14 protein-coding genes and 1 rRNA gene are annotated in these 23281 nt (G+C 51.8%); 12 read left to right on the forward strand and 3 right to left on the reverse strand.

Annotated elements, in window-relative coordinates; all coding sequences use genetic code 11:
- Positions 1 to 9: 9 nt before the first annotated feature.
- Positions 10 to 2895, forward strand: a complete 2886-nt coding sequence (gene uvrA, locus AC0YNV_RS20600) for an excinuclease ABC subunit UvrA (RefSeq protein ID WP_475769686.1) — start codon at positions 10 to 12, stop codon at positions 2893 to 2895.
- 385 nt (positions 2896 to 3280) lie between these two features.
- The gene (locus tag AC0YNV_RS20605) at positions 3281 to 3508 is read left to right on the forward strand and encodes a hypothetical protein (RefSeq protein ID WP_210038962.1); all 228 of its coding nucleotides are present in this window, start codon (positions 3281 to 3283) and stop codon (positions 3506 to 3508) included.
- Positions 3509 to 3813: 305 nt separating this feature from the next.
- Here the strand turns inward: AC0YNV_RS20605 and AC0YNV_RS20610 are convergent, their stop codons facing one another.
- Entirely contained in the window at positions 3814 to 3957 is a 144-nt protein-coding gene (locus AC0YNV_RS20610) for a hypothetical protein (protein ID WP_210038961.1), read from the reverse strand.
- Between the two features lie 103 nt (positions 3958 to 4060).
- The gene (locus AC0YNV_RS20615; protein WP_475769687.1) at positions 4061 to 4762 is read right to left on the reverse strand and encodes a response regulator; all 702 of its coding nucleotides are present in this window, start codon (positions 4760 to 4762) and stop codon (positions 4061 to 4063) included.
- Between the two features lie 201 nt (positions 4763 to 4963).
- Between AC0YNV_RS20615 and AC0YNV_RS20620 the strand changes: the two genes are divergently transcribed.
- Both AC0YNV_RS20620 and AC0YNV_RS20625 read left to right on the forward strand, forming a co-directional pair.
- Positions 4964 to 5887, forward strand: coding sequence for a hypothetical protein (locus AC0YNV_RS20620; RefSeq protein ID WP_210038960.1), 924 nt, complete (start codon positions 4964 to 4966; stop codon positions 5885 to 5887).
- Between the two features lie 244 nt (positions 5888 to 6131).
- Entirely contained in the window at positions 6132 to 7985 is a 1854-nt protein-coding gene (locus AC0YNV_RS20625) for an S-layer homology domain-containing protein (RefSeq protein ID WP_475769688.1), read from the forward strand.
- 188 nt (positions 7986 to 8173) lie between these two features.
- Here the strand turns inward: AC0YNV_RS20625 and AC0YNV_RS20630 are convergent, their stop codons facing one another.
- Positions 8174 to 9142, reverse strand: coding sequence for a sugar phosphate isomerase/epimerase family protein (locus tag AC0YNV_RS20630; protein ID WP_210038958.1), 969 nt, complete (start codon positions 9140 to 9142; stop codon positions 8174 to 8176).
- 270 nt (positions 9143 to 9412) lie between these two features.
- Between AC0YNV_RS20630 and AC0YNV_RS20635 the strand changes: the two genes are divergently transcribed.
- The 8 genes from AC0YNV_RS20635 to AC0YNV_RS20670 form a co-directional block, all read left to right on the forward strand.
- Positions 9413 to 12007, forward strand: a complete 2595-nt coding sequence (locus AC0YNV_RS20635) for a U32 family peptidase (RefSeq protein WP_475769689.1) — start codon at positions 9413 to 9415, stop codon at positions 12005 to 12007.
- A gap of 199 nt (positions 12008 to 12206) precedes the next feature.
- A complete protein-coding gene (locus AC0YNV_RS20640) occupies positions 12207 to 14042 on the forward strand; it encodes an AfsR/SARP family transcriptional regulator (RefSeq protein ID WP_475769690.1) in 1836 nt (611 codons plus the stop codon).
- Positions 14033 to 16177 carry an ATP-binding SpoIIE family protein phosphatase gene (locus AC0YNV_RS20645; RefSeq protein ID WP_475769691.1) on the forward strand — a complete coding sequence of 715 codons (2145 nt, stop codon included), beginning with the start codon at positions 14033 to 14035 and terminating at the stop codon, positions 16175 to 16177. Before AC0YNV_RS20640 ends, AC0YNV_RS20645 begins: the two co-directional genes overlap by 10 nt.
- A 33-nt stretch (positions 16178 to 16210) precedes the next feature.
- Positions 16211 to 16576: an STAS domain-containing protein gene (locus tag AC0YNV_RS20650; protein ID WP_210038954.1), complete on the forward strand. Its 366-nt coding sequence runs from the start codon at positions 16211 to 16213 to the stop codon at positions 16574 to 16576.
- A gap of 20 nt (positions 16577 to 16596) precedes the next feature.
- Entirely contained in the window at positions 16597 to 17307 is a 711-nt protein-coding gene (pcrB, locus tag AC0YNV_RS20655; protein ID WP_475769692.1) for a heptaprenylglyceryl phosphate synthase, read from the forward strand.
- 360 nt (positions 17308 to 17667) lie between these two features.
- Positions 17668 to 20013: a DNA helicase PcrA gene (gene pcrA / locus AC0YNV_RS20660; RefSeq protein ID WP_475769693.1), complete on the forward strand. Its 2346-nt coding sequence runs from the start codon at positions 17668 to 17670 to the stop codon at positions 20011 to 20013.
- 383 nt (positions 20014 to 20396) lie between these two features.
- Positions 20397 to 22442 carry an NAD-dependent DNA ligase LigA gene (gene ligA / locus AC0YNV_RS20665; RefSeq protein ID WP_475769694.1) on the forward strand — a complete coding sequence of 682 codons (2046 nt, stop codon included), beginning with the start codon at positions 20397 to 20399 and terminating at the stop codon, positions 22440 to 22442.
- A gap of 745 nt (positions 22443 to 23187) precedes the next feature.
- Positions 23188 to 23281, forward strand: a 16S ribosomal RNA gene (locus tag AC0YNV_RS20670); the annotation flags it as partial.

Raw genomic sequence — 23281 nt, forward strand, 5'->3', positions numbered from 1 at the left:
AGCAATAAAGTGGCCAGCGATTCCATCGTCATTAAAGGGGCGAGAGCCCATAATCTCAAAAATATCAATGTTACCATTCCCCGCGATAAATTCGTCGTTCTTACCGGATTGAGCGGCTCCGGCAAATCATCGCTCGCCTTTGATACGATCTACGCCGAGGGACAGCGCCGCTATGTTGAATCGCTGTCCGCTTATGCCCGCCAATTCCTTGGTCAAATGGAAAAGCCGGATGTCGATTCCATCGAGGGGTTATCCCCGGCTATTTCAATCGACCAGAAGACGACGAGCCGCAATCCCCGCTCAACGGTTGGTACCGTTACCGAGATCTATGACTACCTGCGGCTTTTGTTCGCGCGAGTAGGCAAGCCTCATTGCCCGGATCACGGAATCCAAATTACTTCGCAGACTGTCGAGCAGATGGTGGACCGAATAATGGAATATCCGGAACGGACGAGGCTCCAGATCCTGGCACCGCTTATTTCCGGCCGTAAAGGGGAGCATACCAAGCTGCTCGCCGATGTTCAGAAGCAGGGCTTCGTACGGGTTCGGGTCAATGGCGAGCTGCGCGAGCTCAGCGAGAAGATCGAACTCGAGAAGAACAAGAAGCACAGCATCGAGGTTGTCGTGGACCGGATTGTGGTGAAGGAAGACGTTCATACCCGTCTTGCCGATTCACTGGAGACGGCCCTCAAACTTTCGGACGGCCAGGTGATAGTGGATGTGATGGAGAAGGAAGAGCTGCTCTTCAGCTCCAACCTCGCTTGCCCGATTTGCGGGTTCAGCATTGATGAATTGGCGCCGCGCATGTTTTCCTTCAACAGTCCTTATGGCGCCTGCCCGGAATGTGACGGACTCGGCGCCAAGATGATCGTGGATCCGGATCTGCTTGTCCCGCATCCGCACAAATCGATTGCCGATGGCGCATTCGAGGCATGGGCGGGAAGCACCTCCAATTATTATCCCCAGTTTCTTGATTCGGTCTGTCAGCACTATGGAATTAAGCGGGATATTCCGGTAAGCGAGCTGACGGCTGAGCAGATGAAGAAGCTGTTATATGGAACAGGCGGCGAGAAAGTCCGCTTCCGTTATCAAAATGACTTCGGCCATGCCAAGGAAGCTTTTGTCCCTTTTGAAGGGATTGTCAATAATCTGGAGCGCCGGTACCGGGAGACCGGTTCCGACGGCATCCGGGAGCATATCGAGCAATATATGAGCGCGAAGCCCTGCGGCAGCTGCAAAGGCAAGCGGCTTCGCAAAGAGAGTCTGGCTGTCACTATCGACAGTGAGAACATCGCCCACGTCACCTCTTTATCCATCGGCGAGGCGCAGCGCTTCTTCGATTCGCTCAACCTCAATGAGAAGGACAGGACGATCGCCCATCTCATATTAAGAGAAATCAACAGCCGGCTGGGCTTTCTGGTTAATGTGGGACTGGAATACCTGACGCTCAGCCGGGCGGCAGGCTCCCTCTCAGGCGGAGAAGCCCAGCGAATCCGGCTGGCGACGCAGATTGGCTCTAGCCTGATGGGTGTGCTATACATCCTGGATGAGCCGAGTATCGGATTGCATCAGCGGGATAACGACAAGCTGATCAAAACGCTGGAGCATATGCGTAATCTTGGCAATACGCTTATTGTGGTCGAGCATGACGAGGATACTATGCTCGCCTCCGATTATATTATCGATATCGGGCCTGGCGCGGGCATCCACGGCGGCAAGGTTGTGTCCATGGGCACGCCTCAGGAGGTCATGGACGACGAGAATTCACTTACCGGCGCCTATCTCAGCGGTCGCAAATTTATCCCTGTCCCCATGTCGAGACGCGAGACCAGTGACAAGTGGCTGGAAATCCGCGGCGCCAAAGAAAATAACCTGAGAGGGGTCAATGTCAAAATTCCTCTGGGTGTCTTCTCCGCCGTAACCGGGGTATCGGGATCGGGCAAATCGACGCTGATTAACGAAATTCTCTATAAAACACTTGCCCGTGATCTGAACAAAGCCAAGACACGTCCTGGCCAGCACAAGGAAATTCGGGGTCTCGAGCATATCGAGAAGGTTATCGATATCGACCAATCTCCGATCGGGCGTACGCCAAGATCCAATCCGGCGACCTATACCGGCGTATTCGATGACATTCGCGATGTTTATGCCTCGACGACCGAATCGAAGGTGCGCGGCTATAAGAAGGGGCGTTTCAGCTTCAACGTTAAGGGCGGGCGCTGCGAAGCCTGCCGCGGAGACGGCATTATCAAGATCGAGATGCATTTCCTGCCGGATGTCTATGTTCCTTGTGAGATTTGCAAGGGCAAACGCTACAACCGCGAAACGCTGGAAGTGAAATACAAAGGGAAAAGCATTGCGGAAGTGCTGAAATTAACGATCGAAGATTCCTGCGAGTTTTTCAAAAACATTCCGAAAATCCACCGCAAGCTCCAGACGCTGCTGGATGTCGGCCTCGGCTATATGGACCTTGGACAACCTGCCACGACATTGTCCGGAGGCGAAGCGCAGCGTGTGAAGCTGGCAGCGGAGCTATACCGCCGCAGTACAGGGAAGACGCTGTATATTCTCGATGAGCCTACTACCGGCCTTCACGTGGATGATATTGACCGGCTGCTCATTGTATTGCACAGGCTAGTGGACTCCGGCGAATCCGTGCTTGTAATTGAACACAATCTGGATGTCATTAAGACGGCGGATTATCTGATTGATCTTGGTCCGGAAGGTGGCAGCGGCGGCGGGACGATCGTAGCAACCGGTTCGCCGGAGGCTGTAGTCAAGGTGAAAGGCTCTTACACCGGCCACTACCTGAAACCCATCCTTGAGAGGGATCGCCAGCGTACGATTGAACAGCAAAGCTCCGAAGGCAGCGTGGCGGCCGGCATGGCAGATTAACCGCCTGAACAGCCATCTGCATGTAATCAAAACCTCCAAACGAGCCTGATCGTTTGGGGGCTTTTCAATGAAAGCCCGGTTATAGTTACATGTTGGATGCCCGGATCATGGATATTTTGCTTGCGTCTTGTTATAGATGCTGGCAGAGATGGACATTTTATAGGTACGGGGCCAATAGTGGAAATAACAGTTCAACAAGTGACAACTGCAAAGATTGTTTTTCCTTCACCGGTTGGAAAATGGCAGCTATGAACGTATGCTTTCTGATTTTTTATGCAAATGGTGACAAACTTGTTACGATTCGCATTTCGGACTTGCAACAAAGGCCCGCTCAGGCTAACATAAACTAATATAGGCTATGTGCGAAAATGAAGGAGGTTCACCCATGTTTCATCTTGCTGCCGAGGCTGCCGCAACTGCAAGCACCATCAAAAAGTTCGATCCCTTCGATATTATGATGCTGGTGTTCACGATTGTTTTGCTGATTGGGCTGGTTCGTCTGTGGAAAGCCCGTTCGAAGAAAAACATTTTTGCTATCGGATTTACAGCGCTCTCGACGCTAGTGTTCCTTTTTGCTGATTATGTCATGATATTCAAAGTATGGTTAGCTTAGGTCATCGACGCTGACAATAAGAACCGCATGCCCACATAACAAGCCGTTGAAGTCTTGCATGACAAGACTCCAGCGGCTTTTTTAACTGAGTATTGTATACGATGTCACATCCACAAAATTTTTTCCGCAAGAGGACGGCGAAGCCGCTTTTTCATGCGATGCCTGCAATAATGCTGTAGGGGCGGCTTCCTGCCGCTCTGTTTGAAGCTATGCATCGGCCCGGCTCTGGGAATGGCCTCGTTACAGAAAAAGAGACCAACCCCTTATTGCGGTGTTGGTCTCTACAGGTCAGTAATCCATTCCCTTCAGATAAATCCTGGCGGGTCCGGCTGCGGATTGAAGGAAGTATAAGTCAGCCCAGGGGGATCCGGCTGCGGGTTGAAGGTAAACATGAATGCGAGTGCGGCTAGAGGAATGATCAGAAAAACAAGCAGTTTCCGTTTCATCATACGTCATCCTTTCATGAGGCTTTGTTTTGCCGTGGAGCGGCACTTCGAAAGTTAGCTTACAACAGAATTGAACAATGCCGATATACTCAAGTTTTTGAGTATGCTAATTTCGTTTGTCCCGTTCCAGGAGGCCCAGCTGTTTGGAAAGCTCGATCAGATGCCGGGTGTTATGTTTTTTCAGCCGCAGCCATTCCAGATAAGGAAATTTGCCTTTTATAATCTTCTGCGCCTTGTACAGCTCGTTATTGATGGATTGCCGTGTATAAAATAGAGCTTCCGCTACCTCATTTCGGGAATATCCCTGGTCAAGCTTCCTTAAAATATCGATTTGAACAGGAGTCAGCATTTGTTTAAGCTCGTCATGCCGGGAGACAATGAATCTGTTCAATAATTTCCCTGCCGAAGAATAATGCAGATTTGGTCTGCCCGTGTAAGCGGCCCGAATTGCATCGGGAATATCCCGAAAATGCTCTTTGGTGATGTAATTGTTGACGCGGGCATAAGCGAGAGCATGAGTCATCACTTCCTCACTGTCGAAGGAGGATAATACGATAATCTGCAGTCCGGGTTGCATCGCTTTAATTTCTATGGCGGCTTCTATGCCGTCAAAATTCTTTTCCGTCAAATTCAAATCCAGTAAAAGCACGTCCATACTCGCATTGCGAACCTCATTAAGCAGCTGCTGCTTATGGGATGCGGTTCCAATCACTTCCATATCGGACTCTCGATTAATGTAGTCCGTCAGCATCTGGCAAAATAACTCATCATCCTCGCATATGAACGTTCTAATCCGGGTCATCATCATCCCCCCATCCAACCTGATTACACCGTAAATCCTTAGTGATTCTGTTGTTTTATCCCAGTATCCCATTCACTATAGCTTAAGTTTTTCACCCTTACAAGATTCTTGTTTCATCTGTCAATCATCACTATTCTGAGTATATTTCCACCCGGGCCATTGGATTATGATAAGGATCGGATCAGCCAATTTGGGGAGGAATGAATAATGAATGTGATTGGAAAACTGCACGAGGTTACAAATGTGACGTTGTTTATCTCCAGCTACTCAACGAATCCTGCGCACCCGAACCCGGCATCGTACAAACCTATGGCGGATGCTCAGATATTTTTGGGAACCGACTTTCCCGCAGGATTTGCAAATAGTTTCATACCGGGCTTTTCCTTTCAAACCAAAACGGATGCAGCCGGCTCATTCAATATTGCTGTACCCGATGCCTATCCCAAAACCATTAAGGGTTACCTGTTGGCAACACATACGATCATGAAGATCCCGCCATTCAACATTCCGATCTACGCTCCCGTGTACCGCTCACAGACCTTCCAATTCAATCAGATCAATTCCAAAGTCCAGGATATTTATGTAATGCGGGTGGACGGCACAACGCAGCAGAGCTTTACGCAAGCGCAGATTAGCGCCATGACCACGGGAGTCCAGCAAAAAATGGGCCTGGATAGCCTTTCGGCATTCATCAACGACGGTTCTATCGGCATCGTGGGTAAAGATCAAGGGGCGACACTCAAAGCTGACCTTTACTTAAGTCCATTTACAGGACCGGATCTGAACACTTTTATCAGCGAAAAGGTGGATAATATCGATATTGATCTTCCCGGGCCGGATTTCATCGTCGGGCTTTTCGTAAGCAAGGATGAAATAGCGAAACAATTCAAGCAGGGAATTCATAATATGATGCCTTCGCTGAACAAACAAATTATCGACAGAATTCAAAAGGAAATGGGCATGCTGATCAGCCAGCTTGAAACGAGCACAAACAGCAAAGTAACAATGACCTTCGAGAAGCTGCGCTATCCTGTGGTGGAAACCAAAACCATCGGCGGTCTTTTCACGATAAAAACCCGCGCGATCATACCGGATCTTTTCGTTGGTATTTCCCGCAAACTGTTCAGTTAATATTCGAACCAAGCTCGCAGCAGAGAAGGATCGGATCGCAGCTCAAAATAAACAATCACGCACGCCTGATGCCCCATGCATCAGGTGTTTTTTCTATTTATCATCACCGCGTATATTTCCGGCAGATGGCAAGCCCAATATGGTGGACAGCATCGCATATACGATATAATAGGAAAATGTGGATGTGTGCACTTGTGAACGTTCTCTATAAATAGCCGTTTACTTAAGGAGAGTTGAGTACGCGATGACGTGGAAATCCAAAATATTTTTCCTTGGACTGTTAATGACCGTTATTATTAGTGCTGCTGGAGCAGCAGCCGTGAACGGCAATAATGTGCAGGAGAGCTCTCAGCAGCGCACCAAACAGGATATTATGCAAAAATGGAACCAATACAAGCCAATGGCCATCGGTTTCGATTATATGAACACACCCGAAATTTATGAAATGCAGCCTAAACTGACATCGCCTTATGCGGCAGGCAAACTTGAATCCGGTTACATATTGGATGGAATCAAAGCCGTTAATTTTGTGAGATATTTGGCCGGCCTCCCGGATGACATTCAACCGGACTGGAGCCTGCAGCTGCAGCAGCAGACAACGGCGCTGGTCAATGCCGTCAACGATAAGCTGACACATACGCCGACAAGACCTCCGGATATGGAGGAGGAGATGTTCAATCTCGGCTACAAAGGTGCAGGCTCCAGTAATTTATACGCCGGGGATCCGACATTGTACAGCAATGTTCTGGGTTATATGTCCGACAGCGATACGAGCAATATTGACAGAATCGGACATCGCCGCTGGATTTTGAATCCGGCCATGAAGAAAACGATGTTTGGATTCGTACCGTTAAACAGCGAGCATTTATACCCCTACGCGTCCATGTATGCGTTTAATCATGATCGCCCGAAGGCGGAAGTGAGCTATGATTATGTAAGCTGGCCCTCCTCCGGATATTTTCCGCGTGAAATATTTGCGCCGTGGGACGCTTGGTCGGTATCGCTTAATCCCGATATCTACGACAATCAGCAAACGGCCGGGATACGCGTCACACTCACCCGGACGAAAGACCAGAAGACATGGAGCTTTCAGACGCTGGATAAAGATAAGGAAGGCCAATACATGAACGTGGAGACGAGCGGCTTCGGCATTCCGTTCTGCATTATTTTCAGACCGGACAAGCTTTCCGAGATTGAAGACAATGATCAATTCAGTGTCCGCATAACGGGGATTTACGACAGAAGCGGCCAGGCAGCCGAAGTGAATTTCAACACGACTTTTTTTCAAATGCTGCCGGTTGTGAAATCTAGAGCCCAGGAAATGAAGCTGAATCAGGGAGAAGAGGTCCAACTGGCGACAAGGATAAAGGCAGGCACGGATTCCGCCGAGGGAGCATTCAGCTTTGCATCGGAGAATCCCAAGGTTGCAGCTGTGGATAGGCAGGGAAATATTAAAGCGGAGGGCATCGGGCAGACGCGCATTGTGCTGAAATCATATTTTCAGGAGAAGCAGACGATTTTTGTCGATGTGGTAAATCCTGATAAGAACAAGCAGGTGAGCGCCTGGGCGCTTGGCGATTACCGGAAAGCGAAAGGCAACGGAATCATCAGCAGCTTCTTCGATGAGGCTTATCAGGAGGTGATCAGCCGCTACGGTTTTGCCGTGATGGCGGCCCAACTATGCGAGAACATACTTGACAGGCCTTTGGAGTCGACCCCGACACCTTTCAAGGACATTGATGACGATTACATATCCAAAGCGGTTCATGCCGGAATTATCGTGGGGACATCCCCTGATGCCTTTGCTCCAGATCAGACCATTACAAGGCAGGAGGCGGCAGTAATGCTTATCCGGCTGTTTGATCTGTTGAATAAATCCGTAGAGGGGACAGCGGGAGCAGAACAGGACAGAGCTATTTCGGCTTTTGCCGATGAAGGACAGATTTCACTTTGGGCACGCGGGCAGGTCTATCGGGCAGTCGAGCTGCAGCTTATGAATGGAACGGGAAAAGGCAGCTTTGATCCGAAGGGACGGCTCACACATGAGCAGACCTATATTATTTTACAGCATATATTCGAGTCTTTCGTGAAGGAATAAGGGTCAAATCGGCAGTCATACCACCCCGGAGGATAGGGCTTGTATGCTCTCCTTCTCTTGTATACTCTTCTTCTATTTCAAAAAGACGTGTGTCAGCACCGCAGTGAATGCGTCCGCAGTCTCAGAAAAAAACTCCAGCGCCGCCTAATAAAAGCGGGACTGGAGTTTTAATATTTTTCTTAAAGGAACTACACCCACCACATATCGCCAACAGGCTCGCGAATGAGGATTTGCTGCAGATTTTCGACCGCTTTGGTAAAGCCTTCATCAACGGACATCAGGCCGTCTTCATGCTCGATGCTTACTACATAATCATAACCGACAAGACGAAGAGCGCTGATGATGTCAGCCCAGGTTTTCATATCGTGGCCATAGCCGACGGTGCGGAACTGCCATGCGCGGTCAAGCATTAACGTATAGGACTGCATATCGGTTACGCCATGGCTGTTGACATTGATCGGATCAATCGAAGTATCCTTGGCGTGGAAATGGTGAATCGCTCCGGCACGGCCCAGAATATGTACAGCCTGTACAGGATCGATGCCCTGCCACCACATATGGCTTGGATCAAGATTGGCGCCGATTGCGTCACCGGCAGCTTCACGAAGACGAAGCAGCGTAGCAGGGGTATGGACAGAGAAGCCGCCATGCAGCTCAAGACCGATTTTCACATTATGCTCGGTAGCAAGCTTGGCGATTTCGGACCAGTAAGGAATGACCTTCTCTTCCCACTGCCATTTCAAAATATCCTGATAGTCATTTGGCCAAGGCGCGACAGGCCAGTTCGGATATTTGGCATCCTCATGGTCGCCCGGGCAGCCGGAGAATGTGTTGACAACCGTTACGCCAAGCTTCGAGGCCAGTTTAATGGAGTTGCGGATCGCAGCATCATGCTCGCTGGCAATCGCTTTTTGCGGATGCAGCGGATTTCCGTGGCAGCTGAATGCGCTGATCGTCAGGCCGCGTGCGTCGATGGCATCCTTGAACGCTTTGAGCTTGCTTTCATCGGCCAAGAGCTCAGCGGGATCGCAGTGGGCGTTGCCCGGGTATCCGCCTGTACCGATTTCGATGGCATCCAACCCTTTGGATGCGATGTAATCGAGAGACTCTTCAAATGTTTTTTGCGCAAATAATACAGAAAATACACCAAGTTTCATAAGTTTTCAGATACCTCCCAATCGTATTGGACAGCTTGTGAATGACATTATTATAACATGTGCCATTAATGAAGTATAAGGGCCAGAAGAGGCAATAGCAAAATGACATAAAAAGAGGGCCAATAGTTGAAAGCGCTCACTCCAGCAGCAGAAGGCGCTCTGCAGACGAAATGCTGGTAACACTTGCATGAGTTGCTGGTGGAATCATCTTGTCTGCTCTGGTACAATTATAGAAATAGGAACGAACAGATAGGATGGCGAGAAGGAAAGATGGTAACATTGAACAGGCAAGATGTTGAGCTGCTTGCACCGGCGGGCGATTGGGATTGTATGCGCGCGGCGGTGGCCAATGGAGCGGATGCCGTGTTTTTTGGTGTTGAGAAATTCAACGCGCGGGCGCGGGCAAACAACTTTTTGACGGAGGAGCTTCCGGAAATCATGGCTTTTCTTCACAGCTATGGTGTGAAGGGCTTCTTAACTTTTAATATATTGGTGTTTGAGAGTGAACTGGAAGATGCCAAACGTCTGATCGAGGCTTGTATCGACGCGGGTGTGGATGCCGTGATCGTGCAGGATCTGGGACTGGTCAAGCTGATCCGGGAGATTTCCCCGGATTTTCCGATCCATGGGTCAACCCAGATGACGATTACTTCGCCGGAGGCGGTCGAATTCACCAAGCCGTTCGACATTGAACGGGTCGTGCTGGGGCGGGAGAACAATCTGAAGCAGATCAAGACGATTGGTCAACAGGCCAAGCTTCCCATGGAAGTTTTCGTTCATGGCGCGCTATGTGTCTCCTATTCCGGTCAATGCCTGACCTCCGAAATGTGGGGCGGACGCTCGGCGAACCGCGGTGAGTGCGCGCAAGCGTGCCGCTTGCCTTACGATCTGATGGTTGACGGCGTGCACAAGCCGATGGGGGATGTGACCTATCTGCTTTCGCCCAAGGACCTGGCCGCTATCGATATTATGCCGGAGCTGATTGAAGCGGGCGTCACATCGTTCAAAATCGAAGGCCGGCTCAAAACTCCGGAATACGTGGCGAACGTGGTGAGCAAATACCGCAAGGCGATTGACCGTTATTTCGACGGCGACCGCTCGGCTCCTTCCAGGGAAGAAGTCAGAGAGTTGCAGCAAAGCTTCTCCCGCGGCTTTACCCACGGCTTCTTGAGCGGAACGAACAACAAGCAGCTGGTCGAAGGCACATTCCCCAAGAGCCGCGGCGTTTATCTGGGCCGGGTTGAACGGGTGCTTCGCGACGGCGTTGTCTGCCGCCTGGAGGCTCCGCTCAAACGCGGCGACGGCATTGTCTTCGACGCCGGAGATCCGACCAAGAAGGAAGAGGGCGGACGCGTCTATGATATCCGCCGGCAGGGCGTGAAGCTGGAGGGCGAAGCCCAGGAAGGTATTCTGCTGGATATTGTGCCGGGACGCAGCGATGTTGATCTGCACCGTGTTCATGTCGGTGACCGTGTCTGGAAAACAAGTGATCCGGCCCTGGACAAGCGGCTGCGCGCTTCCTTCGAGACGGAGAAGCCGTATCGGGTGTTCCCGCTTCATATCTCGGTCCGAGGGCAGCTGGATCAGCCCCTGCATACCTGGTGGACGGATGTACAGAAGGGTACAACTGTAGAGGTTGTATCCGATCTGCCGCTGGAGCAGGCGCAAAAACGCCCTATGGACCAAGCGCTGCTGGAAGAGCAGTTGGGCCGTCTTGGAGGCACGGTGTATCAGCTTGAATCGCTGGAAGCGGAGCTTATGGGCGATTTGATCGTGCCTATTCGGGAGCTGAACCGCATGCGCCGCGAAGCGGTGGAGCAGCTTACGGGTGAGAGACCCAAACCTCCCGTCTATGTAAAACGGACGGTTGATGTGTACGCGGATTCGGCGGGATCAGCCGCCAGTCCGTTGATGAAGTCGCCGGGCAGCGGCATATCGACGCCGCAGGCCGCACCACGGGCAGCAGCGGCGCCGGCTGGACGCGCAGCTGCGCCCCGCTCTGAAGCGGCCAGGCTGACGGCGCTGTGCCGCAGCCTGCCTCAAGTAGAGGCGGCGGTGCATTCGCAGGTCGGCATGGTTTATGCCGACTTCGAATTCATCAAGCAGTTCCCCGCCGCCATTGAACTGGCGCGAAGCGCCGGCATGCCGATCGCGCTCGCCACTCCGCGTATCCATATGCCTGGTGAGAACGGCTACCATGCGAATATTTTGAAACTGCAGCCGGATGCTGTGCTTGTCCGGAATACGGGAGCGCTTTATTACTATTTGAAGGCGCTGGCCGAGCGGCCTGGAGAGCCATTCCCCCAATTAATCGGGGATTTCTCGCTTAATATCGCGAACCATAAGGCAGCCTCGCTTTTCACCGATGCGGGCTGCAGTCTGGTTACACCGTCTTATGACTTGAACGTTCAGCAAATGTTTGATCTGCTGGGCAGCTCTGACACCTCGAAGCTGGAGGTTGTCATTCATCAGCATTTGCCGATGTTCCATACCGAGCACTGTGTGTACTGCACCTTCCTTAGCGAAGGGACCGATTTCACCAACTGCGGCCGTCCCTGCGAAGAGAAGCGCGTTTCCCTGCAGGACCGGATCGGCATGTCGCATCCGGTCCGTGTGGATGAAGGCTGTCGGAATACCGTCTATAATGCCATTGAACAGTCGGGCGCCGAATATGTAGGGCAGTTCATGGATCTGGGCGTATCCTCCTTCCGCGTTGAATTTCTGGAAGAAACAGCTGAGAAGGTGCATGAAGTTATCGATCTCTATAGCGACGCCATTGCCGGACGGATCAGCGGTACCCGCGTATGGCGCAGCTTGAAAGCGACCAATCAGCTGGGAGTCACACGCGGTCAACTGGTAAAATAAAGAAAGAGGAAGAGGGAGACTGCAACCGGAGTCTCCCTCTTCCCCTCTTCATGCCGCTTCAGCCTGCCTGCAAAACGCTTATGGCAGGGAAGGAATTTCGTGAAACAGGGCGAATAGTAGCATTAATTAACTCTATTCTGCAAGCTTTTCAGGGCGATTTTAGTGAAATGCTTGGCAGGTAAAGGTGAATGTGGCGAGGATGCATAATGGACAAAACGATAAACCACTGCTGCATAACGATGCTTGGTTAAGTAAAACACTGAATATGGAGCAGGTATTGCTTGATGGAAGAACCCTCTCCATGGAGCAGTTGGCTGAAATTCCACAAGACATTCGTCTGAAGTCACCGCTGCTGCTGCGGGCGGAGTGCGAGGATGGACTGCTTCACGGGCGGCTGGTCGAGACGCAGCAGCTGCTGGAAATGGCTTTGAAGGGCTTCGCCGCACAGGCGGACGAGGCCTCGATGCTGGCGATGCTGGGTATGCTGGCGCTCCTCTATGAGCAGGTGGGCGACGTCCAGGAATCACGTCCGTTAGTAGAACTTCTCCGTCAGGAATGGGCGCGCACACCCGAGGCATGCAGCGGTTTCGTGCCGTGGGCAATCGCAAGGGCGGAAGCCAATGAAAGCGAAACCCTGGAGAAGAACCACTCCGTCCCCGAAGTTCTTTTCCTGGCATCGGCCGAGCGCTTTCGGCAGGAAGGCAAGCCTGTGTGGGCGGGTTTTGTCCTGCTGGACCGCCTGCTCTTTAATAATCAGTCGGTTGCGGAGCCCGAATGGAACTTGTGGATGCATTGGCTGAACCGGAACATGACAGAGCAGCCCTACAGCGAAGCATTATACCAAATTCTGAAAGACCAGGCAGCTACAGAGCCACTTATCAAGCAGCTGCCCGCCAGATATGCTTACCTTTGCAGGGCTGTGCTTATGGGAGCGGCAGACCCCAACCCGGAGTCGCTGTTTGATGATGATATCGAAATTCAGATCTATTCGGCTGCGGCCAGAGCCAGCCAGTCGATTACGAAGGGAGAGGCAGAGTCTGCAGAGGTTGCGCTTGAGACGGTGGAGCGATTGCATCAGCTGGTGGCAACTCCCGCAACATTAAGGGCAGCGGCTTACCTTGGGTCTTCCCTGCTGGAGATGAAGTCTTTGTCCACCGGTACGGCGGCAGTTGACCCGGATGCCGGCCCCAATCAGCAGCCGATTACTCCTGACCCGGCCGGTCGTGACGGAAAATCGAAAGCATCCCTGGGAGCAATCCAAGAGGCGGATGATGATTTCCCCTTGGCTCCACCGCGATGGCGGGTCAAATTGATCGACGGAATCAGTTTCACTTCCCTGCAGAACGGCACTGTAGCCGAGCCTGTATGGAAGCGGCGCAAGGCAGGCGAACTCCTTGTTTATTTGCTGCTCCAGCCCGGCTATAAGGCGAACCGGGAGCAGGTCATCGACCGTGTGTTTGGGGAGGGTGACCCGGCCAAAAGATCCAATCAGCTGTATGTTACTCTCCATGATTTGAGGCAATCCCTGAAGGATATGGGAATATCCGTGGATCCTGTTTATGCCAAACGGGGGCTGATTGCCGTGGATGAGCATATGGTGGACCAGGTGGATGCCGAAACCTTTATGACCCTGTCCCGGGTTGGCGACCAGCTTTGGGTGGACGACCGGGAAGCGGCCTGCCGCTTGTACGAAGAGGCTCTTCCGTTATACGGGCAGCTGGGCACAGAGCTTCCAGGCGCAGAATGGCTTGATCGGGTGCGCGATCAGATGATGGATAGACAGACGATTATGCTCAAGCGGCTGGCTATCTACTATTCGGACATGCAGGACGATATGATGGTGGAGCAGTGTCTGGGTGAATGGATTGCCCTGCGTCCTGAGCAGGAAGAGGCATATGAGACGATTATCCGTCATTATCTGGATAAAGGCCGCAGATCGGAAGCCATCGGATGGTACAAGCGTCTGGAGAGAATGTGCATGGAGGAGCTGGGTACAGAGCCGGTTGAGGAGATTAAACGATTGCTATGGAGATGAACCCGATATCCTCCTCTCCATTATCGATACTCCCCGGGCGGAAGCTCATTAAGCGTCTGCTGCTGGTTTATTTTTTTTCGCTGCTGGCGGGCATGCTGATTTTGCATGCGGAGAACATTTTCATTTTTAACCGCTCCATACACGATCTGCTGCCTGTTACTCTGCCGGCGACGCTGCTGGGAATTATTGCGGCGGCTTTCGCCTTGGCCGCTGTTTCGAATTGGCGCCTTGGGCCGGTTTTTCTGGCAATGGGCGGCCATAATTCGGAGCAGCGCACCCGCAGCGCGCTTGAGCGGCTGTTTCGTCTCCCATACGAGCTGCTGCTTGGTCTGGCCGTTTCCGGCATGATTGTGTTGATCATCTATCACGGGATTCTTCTGATACGTACGGGCGTGGTTCAAGGCTGGGAGCAGATCGATTGGCTTTCGGTTATCGGCGTGGTTGCCGGCGAGGTAAGCTTGGCGATTACGGTTGCCATTCTTATTTTCACATCGGTCCGGTGGCTGCTGCGTCCTATTATTTTGCAGCTGCAGCCTTGGCCCGGGAGCTTCGTCGGCCGGGCATCGATTGCGCATCCGCTCCTTTTCACCTTCGCCAGCACCTTTCTGGTGGCCCTGCTGAATTTGTTTCAGCTTGCCGTTATGGCCGAAGCCTCGCATGATCCGGAATACACGATCAAATTCGGTCAGATTGCCTTGTTTTATTTCGTCATGGGGCTTGCGTTGTTTTACTATGTGACGCTGCAATTCAGACGAGAGCTGCGCGGGCTTGTCCGCAATATCAGGGGGCTGGTCGGTGGGCGCAAGCAGTTGAGCGGCAAGATGCCGGTCATCTCTCATGATGAAGCCGGTGAGCTCGCTGTGGCCTTTAATGAATTGCAGAGCCGGATCGACCGGGAGTACGAGTCACTGGAGCGTGAGCTTAAGCTTGCGTATAATGTACAACAGAAGCTGCTGCCGCCAGGGGATCTGACGATAGGGTCCTATCGGATTGCGGCGCGCTGTCAGCCCTACCGGGAAGTGGGCGGTGACTTTTTTGATGTGGTGTCGCTCAGTCCCGGCCGCTTTGCCGTCATGATCGGGGATGTTTCGGGAAAAGGCATGCCGGCAGCTCTGCTGATGTCAGCCCTGCTGCTGCTGTTCCGGGCGGAAATCCGGCGAAACGGAAATCCGGCCAAGGTTCTTCAGCGAATGAACCGCCAAATCTGTGAGGCCATGGGCAACGAAGGTTCGGTTTCCATTGGGGTCGGGGTCATCGATCTGACGGCGGATACGGTTCAATATGCCAGTGCAGGGCATCTTTCTCCTTATATTGTTAAAGCGGATGGAGGCGTCCGCGCCGTGGATTGCAGCTCGCTGCCGATCGGATTCGATGCCGAAGCGGCATATGAGGAAATTTCGCTGCAGCTGCACCCCGGCGATCGGTTTGTGCTTTATACGGACGGATTGATTGAGGCTGTGGATGAGGAAGGACAAATGTACAGCTTCGAAGGACTCGAAGCGGAGCTGTCCACCTGGAAAGCAAATGAGGATATTGTGCGGCTCGTAGACAGCTGGCTCAAGCGGATGGACCAAAGATGCGGCGCCGGCAGCGACGACCGCACCGTTGTGATTCTGGAGCTTGCCGGACCTTACAGAAGCGCTCTCTCCCAGCTGGATGTGGTGGCATCAGAACGCGGAGATGCCGCGCAGTTTATCCAAAACCAGTTCATGTCCCGGGAGTGGTCGATATCCAGCCGGCTGGGCGAGGAACGGGCGGTTGCCCTGGAGCTGGGCGAATGGATTGAGGAAAGCTGGCCGGAATCGAAAATTCGCGAGGATGTGCAAAGCGCCATGGCCGAAGCCATGATTAATGCGATCGAGCACGGCAACAAACTTCATCCCTCCACGAATGTGACGGTGCTTGCCCAGATCGGCAGCCGCCTGGCGGTTTGCAAAATATATGATGAAGGCGGCGGCTATTTTCCACGGGCTTCCAAGGAAGAAGAAGAAATGACCAAGAAACGCGAGTCCGAGGATCCCAGGGGATGGGGACTGGTTATCATAGATTCGCTGGCGGATTACTGGGCAACAGGCCGCGATGAACGCGGATTTTATACAGAGCTTTATTTCTTGAGAAAAATCAAACCGTTCTAAACATACTAAATTGGGAAGGAGGCGGCAAAAGCGATGGAACAACCCTTTAAGATGGAGATCCGGGAATTTCCCAACGGCATCGTGCTGAAGCTCAGCGGCGAATTGACCAAATCCGCAGAGAATGGTTTGTTATCCGGAATGGAGAATGAGGTGGAGCTTGGCAAAAGCATTCGTTTCATGGCGCTTGATTTGACGCAGGTGACCTATATAAACAGCGGAGGCATGGCTGTTCTCATCCGGCTCGCCAGAATGGGCCACAAGGTTGGCGTTCATACATTTGCCTGGGGAGTGACTCCCCATTATGAGAAACTGTTCCGGATGGTGGGGTTGACCGAATACCTCATGCTCTATCCCAATGAATTTGCCGTCATCCAGCGGATCGAAGCATTGGAATTGTAGAAGTTGGAGGTAGGAAAACCATGCAAGCGGCGATTTACAGCACGTGGAGACATATATTCAAGCTGGATCCCGACCGGAGCCTGACGGATGAAGCCCTTGACGAAATTTGTCTGTCAGGAACGGACGGCATTATTGTTGGCGGATCAACCGGCGTTACTTATGACAATACAGTGGAGCTTCTATCAAGGATCAGACGGTATGAGGTGCCGTGCGCGCTGGAAGTTTCAGACGAGGATGCGGTTGTAGCGGGATTCGACCATTATTTCATACCTTTGGTGCTGAATACGCCGAGTGCGGAATGGATGATGGGACGTCAAGTACAGGCGCTGCGCAAATTCGGTGCCTTTATTCCCTGGAAAGAGACGAGCGCACAGGGATATTTGATCTTGAACAGTCAAGCGACAGCGGCCAAACTCACTGAAGCGAGTACAGAGCTGAGCATCGAGGATGTGGAAGCCCATATTTATATGGCGGACCGGCTGATGCATCTTCCGGTGGTTTACATGGAATACAGCGGGATTTTTGGGGACATTGCTTTGGTTGGACGGGTACGCGGGCTGCTGCAGGGTGCGCAATTATTTTATGGCGGCGGCATCGATACTCCGGAGAAGGCGCGGCAGGCGGCAGAGGCAGCCCATACGGTTGTTGTCGGCAATGCGGTATACGAGAACCTGGAGCAGGCATTGCAGACAGTGGAAGCTGTACGCGGTGTGGAAGTGAAGTTGGGATAAAAACGGTTTTCGTAAGCGAATCAGGTTCGTAAGTTCGCCTACGAAAGCCGTTTTCATTTAAATATAAGAAAGTATAAAATCCCTCCATACTTTGCTTATATTTCTAAGGGAAGAAACTCACTTTGCCGCCAAAAAGGACGGCACAGCCGTTTCTTCTTGCCGAAGGAAATTTGCTTTTTGCGAAGCAGGGCTTTTTGTACCTAAAAAAATCCTTCAGGCAAAGGATTACGATTGACACTGTCCCCCGTGTTGTCTATCCTGAAGATAGGCGAACAAATGCGAACACAGATCATTTCATCCCTACATGCAATCATAATGAATCGGGTTTCCCGACAAGCTGAAAGGAGCTTGTTTAACTCTATGCTAAATCATATTGGAATCGACGCTGCGGTTCAAAAATTGAATCCCCCGCAGCAGCAGGCTGTGCAGGCAACGGATGGCCCTCTGCTCATTATGGCCGGCGCAGGCAGCGGCAAGACCCGTGTGCTGACGCACCGGATTGCCTATTTAATTGAGAAGAAGCGTGTAGCGCCATGGAGTATTTTGGCCATTACATTCACGAATAAAGCGGCAAGAGAGATGCAGCAGCGGGTGTCGGCGCTGGTAGGGCTGAGCGGACAGGATATCTGGGTCTCGACCTTTCACTCCATGTGCGTCCGCATCCTGCGCAGAGATATCAGCCGGATCGGGTTTTCCTCCAGCTTCTCTATCCTGGATTCGGCCGATCAGCTCTCTGTTATCCGCAACTGCATGAAGGATCTCAATATTGATATCAAGAAATTTGAGCCCAAGAGCGTACAGGCCGCAATCGGCGGAGCGAAGAATGAACTGATTACGCCGGAGCGGTTTGAGAACAAAATCGGTGATTATTTCGACGGGATCGTCGCGAAAGTATATAAGTCGTACCAGAAGCGGCTGAAGAGCAACAACTCTCTGGATTTCGACGACCTGATTATGATGACGATCAAGCTGTTCACCGATGAGCCGGATGTCCTGAATTTTTATCAGAACAAGTTCCGCTTTATCCACGTGGATGAATATCAGGATACGAACCGGGCCCAATATATGCTGTGTAAAATGCTTGCCGACAAGCATCACAATATATGTGTTGTCGGTGACAGCGACCAGTCGATTTATCGCTGGAGAGGCGCGGATATCACCAATATTTTGAATTTTGAAGGCGATTATCCGGAAGCGAGAACGATTTTGCTGGAGCAGAATTACCGCTCTTCGGCCAATATTCTGAATGCGGCGAATGCCGTCATCAAGCAGAACAGCAGCCGCAAGCCCAAGAAGCTTTGGACAGACCGGGGAGAGGGAGAATCGATTACGGTCTACCAGGCGGATTCGGAGCATGAAGAAGGCTATTTCATCACTTCGGAAATCCGCAAGAATGTATCGGCAGGGCGCAAGTTTGCCGATCATGCCATTTTGTACCGGGCCAACGCCCAGTCACGGGTTATAGAGGAAACGCTGATCAAATCCGATATCCCTTATCAGATCGTGGGAGGCATTCGCTTCTACGACCGAAAAGAGATCAAGGATCTGCTTGCTTATCTGCGGCTGATCTCCAATCCCGACGATGACATCAGCTTCGCGCGGATCGTCAACGTACCGAAGCGGGGGATCGGCGATACAACCGTCGCCAGACTATCGGAGCAGGCGGGGGAGAAGGGCATCTCCATATTCGCCCTCCTGGAGCAGCTGGACTGGCTGGATATCACCGGCCGGGCGCGCGGCGCACTGAAGGAATTCCGCGATGTTATCGACAACGTGACGCGCATGGTCGAGTATTTGTCCGTGACCGAGTTAACCGAGAAGGTGCTGGAACTGAGCGGATATCGCGATGAGCTGGAGCGTGAGAATACACTGGAGTCCAAGGCGCGTCTGGAGAATATCGACGAGTTCCTGTCCGTAACCCAGGATTTCGAGAAACGCAACGAGGACAAATCACTGGTATCCTTCCTGACAGATCTGGCTCTAATTGCGGACATTGATTCCATGAACAAGGAAGAGCCTGATGGCGGAGTCAAGGATGCGATAGTGTTAATGACCATGCATAGTGCCAAAGGCTTGGAGTTCCCGGTTGTTTTTATTATTGGGATGGAGGAAGGCGTCTTTCCTCACAGCCGTACACTAATGGACAATGACGAGCTGGAGGAAGAACGCCGCCTCGCGTATGTAGGCATTACCCGGGCGGAGGAGCGGCTGTACCTTACCTGTGCGCGGATGCGAACGCTGTTTGGGCGAACCAGCGCGAACCCGCCCTCGCGCTTCCTTGAGGAAGTGCCCGGCGAGGTGAAGGCGGTCGCCTCATCCTCCTACGGGGGGCGGCAGGCCGGCGCCGGTATCGGCGGGGGCAGCCGCTATGGCGGAGCCGCAGGCGGCAGCGCGGCCGGGTTTGGCTTTCGCGGCGGAGCTGCGGGCCGGCAGGCGGCGCAAGGCGGGCTTGCGGCCGGCGCAGGCGGCGTAAGGGTCAGCACGCCGCTTGATGCAGCCCGCGCGTCGGGCGGCGCGGCAGCGGCCAGCGGGGAAGCGGCACGCGATTTCGCGGCAGGCGACAAGGTTTCGCATGCCAAGTGGGGTGTCGGGACGGTGGTCGCCGTCCGCGGCAGCGGCAACGACAAGGAACTGCAGATTGCTTTTCCGGCCCCGGTCGGGCTTAAGAAGCTGCTGGCCAGCTTCGCTCCCATTACGAAAGTATAGGCTTGCATGATGCCGAAGAACTATAATTCAGGCGCTGCGCCATGAACCTTTAGTGACAATCTCGTATTACTTTAAGAGCTATATATTAAGGCTGCCTCCTCATTCAGTGATAAATATTATGACGCGCTCTATTATGAACTGGTTTCATTAGAGCAGACAACTCTTCATGTGCTGCCCGATTCGCCTACTCTGCATACAAGACAAGTCGGCGCAGCTGATGTCTAAGAACAGCTTTTCACTTAATCAAGCCGCTAGCTGGGGTGCGCTGTCCCCGTGCCGATGCTGATCCTGCGAGCAGAAGCGGGTTAAGGGTATGTTATAAAGCCTGTTGGCTTATGCTGGTTTATAGAAGGATAAGACGTGTAGAGAGGAAGATTCGTCCGATGACCACCCCAATCCAGCCGGAAAACAGCATCGAGCCGCAGCAGCTGGCACGTATGCGGGAGCTGATTGACCTAATTGAGCAGCACAATTACCACTATTACACACTGGATAATTCAACCATCAGTGATAAAGATTATGACGCGCTCTATTACGAACTGGTTTCATTGGAGCAGACAACTCTTCATGTGCTGCCCGATTCGCCTACTCTGCGTGTAGGCGGGGATATTCTTAAAGGATTTTTGCCGCATCGTCATCTCTCGAGGTTGTGGAGTCTTGACAAAGCGCAGGACCAGGATGCGTTGGTTACATGGAATAACCGTGTATGCAAGTCAATCGCCGACTACAATGCCAAGAACCCTGATTTGGCGCCGCTTCCTGATCCAACCTACGTCATCGAGCAGAAGTTTGACGGTCTTACCCTTAATCTTACCTATGATCAAGGCAGGCTTGTTCAGGCAGCGACAAGGGGAAATGGCGTTACCGGAGAGGGCATTCTGGCCCAGGTAAAAACGATCAAATCCATTCCCCTTACGATCCCGTTCAAGGATGGGGTTATAGAGGTCCAGGGTGAAGGGATTATGAATCTGTCTATCCTGCATACCTACAATCAAACGGCGGCTGAGCCTCTCAAAAATGCACGCAATGCCGCGGCGGGAGCTCTGCGCAACCAGAATCCGCGACTGACGGCTGAACGCAAGCTGAGCGCCTTTTTCTACAATGTGGGTTATGCGGAAGGTGTTGCCTTCGATAATCATCGTGAAATGCTGGATTTTCTGAAGGAGAACCGCTTCAAAGTCAATTCGTATTCGGCTTATTTCGATTCCATCGAAGAGGTTCAAGAGGAGCTGGAGAGGATTGCTCTTAAGCGTGCTGAGCTCGATTATCTGATCGATGGTGCTGTCGTGAAGCTGACGGATATGCGGACCCGCCAGGTACTGGGCTATACGGACAAATTCCCCCGGTGGGCCGTTGCGTACAAGTTCGAGTCCGAGGAAACGACGACACGACTGGAATCAGTTTCCTGGGAAGTGGGGCGTACAGGCAAAATCACCCCGGTTGCGCGTGTGGAGCCGGTTGAACTGGCCGGAGTCACCGTGCAGAACTGTACGCTGAACAATGCTGGTGATATTGAACGTAAAAACCTTAAATTTGCATTGGGCACCCATGTTTTCATTCGCCGCTCCAACGATGTTATTCCCGAGATTCTCGGCAAAGTGGATGAAGAGCCCGGGGAGGAAATTACGATCCCTACCGAATGCCCATCCTGCGGCACAAAGCTTGAGCTTCGCGGCGCTCATCTTTTCTGCCTGAATAAGCTGAACTGCAGGCCGCAAACGATTGGACGGATCACTCATTTCTCATCGCGCGATGCCATGGATATTGAGTCATTCAGTGTAATGACCGCGGAACAGCTGTTTGAAGAATGCGGTGTCCGTGATCCTTCTGACTTATATACGTTAACGTATGATAACTTGATCGGTCTCGAACGGTTTGGCGAAAAAAAAGCGAATAATCTGATTGCCGCCCTGGAGAAATCCAAGGAGCGTGATCTTGCCGCTTTCCTATTCGCGCTTGGAATTCCCAATACGGGTAAGGCGACGACCAAGATGCTGGCTGACAGCCTTGGCAGTCTGGAAGCTATCCGGAATGCCTCTATAGAAGAGTTAATAGCTCTGCCGGATGTCGGAGGGATTGTAGCCGAGAGCATTTACAATTACTTCCGCGATCCTGTTTCGATTATGAGCATAGAGCGCATGCTGGAGTTGGGTGTGAAAGCAGAAGCCGAGCATGCCGCCCCGATCCGGACCGATAGTATTTTCAACGGCAAGACCGTCGTCTTGACCGGAACCTTGACGTCCATGACCAGGGAAGAAGCGGCCAGAAAGCTGGAAGCTTGCGGCGCGAAGGTGAGCGGCAGCGTCTCCAAGAAGACGGACTACGTTATTGCCGGGGAGAGTGCGGGGAGCAAGCTGACCAAAGCCCGTGAATTGGGTGTGACCGTTATCGAAGATGAGGATGAGTTTGCCAGGCTTTTAGGCGAGTAGTCAATTCTTTCGAGAATGCTGGAAGCAAGGAATCGCATGCGGCTTGCCGTAACCGATTCCTTTTTTGATTTTTCAGCATAATGAACTTCAAGCTTATCTATATTTCGAATAGTCTCCGAGCTTAAAAGAGGTTTGTTATTCAAAAAGCAGTGATTAACGATTCTATTTGCCTCTAAAATATATCTATTGGAAAAATGAAAATTTTCTCTACTTAGTATCTCATTTGCTGCAAAAGGAGGTATCAGACTACAGCACGAGGTCGTCACCTGGTTATTGTATAAGTTCGAGACTAGAACTTTTCGGAACCTGTTGGTAGCATTAGCATTCAGGGGATTGATCATCCGGACAGATGATTACAAGGTAGCATTCCTGGTTCCTATTACAACAGTGTATGCAGCATCACATCTGGACAATAATGCATTCTTGATTTCAACTAAGGGAAATAATGATGCTGAGATCCTATTTTTCCAAAATAATTGTTGTGTTTTGTTTACGGCTGTGTTACATTATTTCTTGTCGCTTTTGAAGCAAACGAAAACACTCAACTCAAGCAATTGAAAGAAAGAGTTAACAAAGTGTTGACATCATCGACAAAAGCTGATAATATAAACACTTGTCACCGCAGAAAGTGACAAACAAGTTCCTTGAAAACTGAACATATGGATCGCGTCGATCCGACAAGATATTTGTTTTAAAGAATGAGCTGTTTTAGCTTATCTGTAAGGTATGAGATCTTCGGATCTCTTTTATGGAGAGTTTGATCCTGGCTCAGGACGAACGCTGGCGGCGTGCCTAATACATGCAAGTCGAGCGGATTTCGTTGAAAGCTTGCTTTCAAC

The sequence above is a fragment of the Paenibacillus sp. JT31N11 genome, from assembly GCF_056269285.1.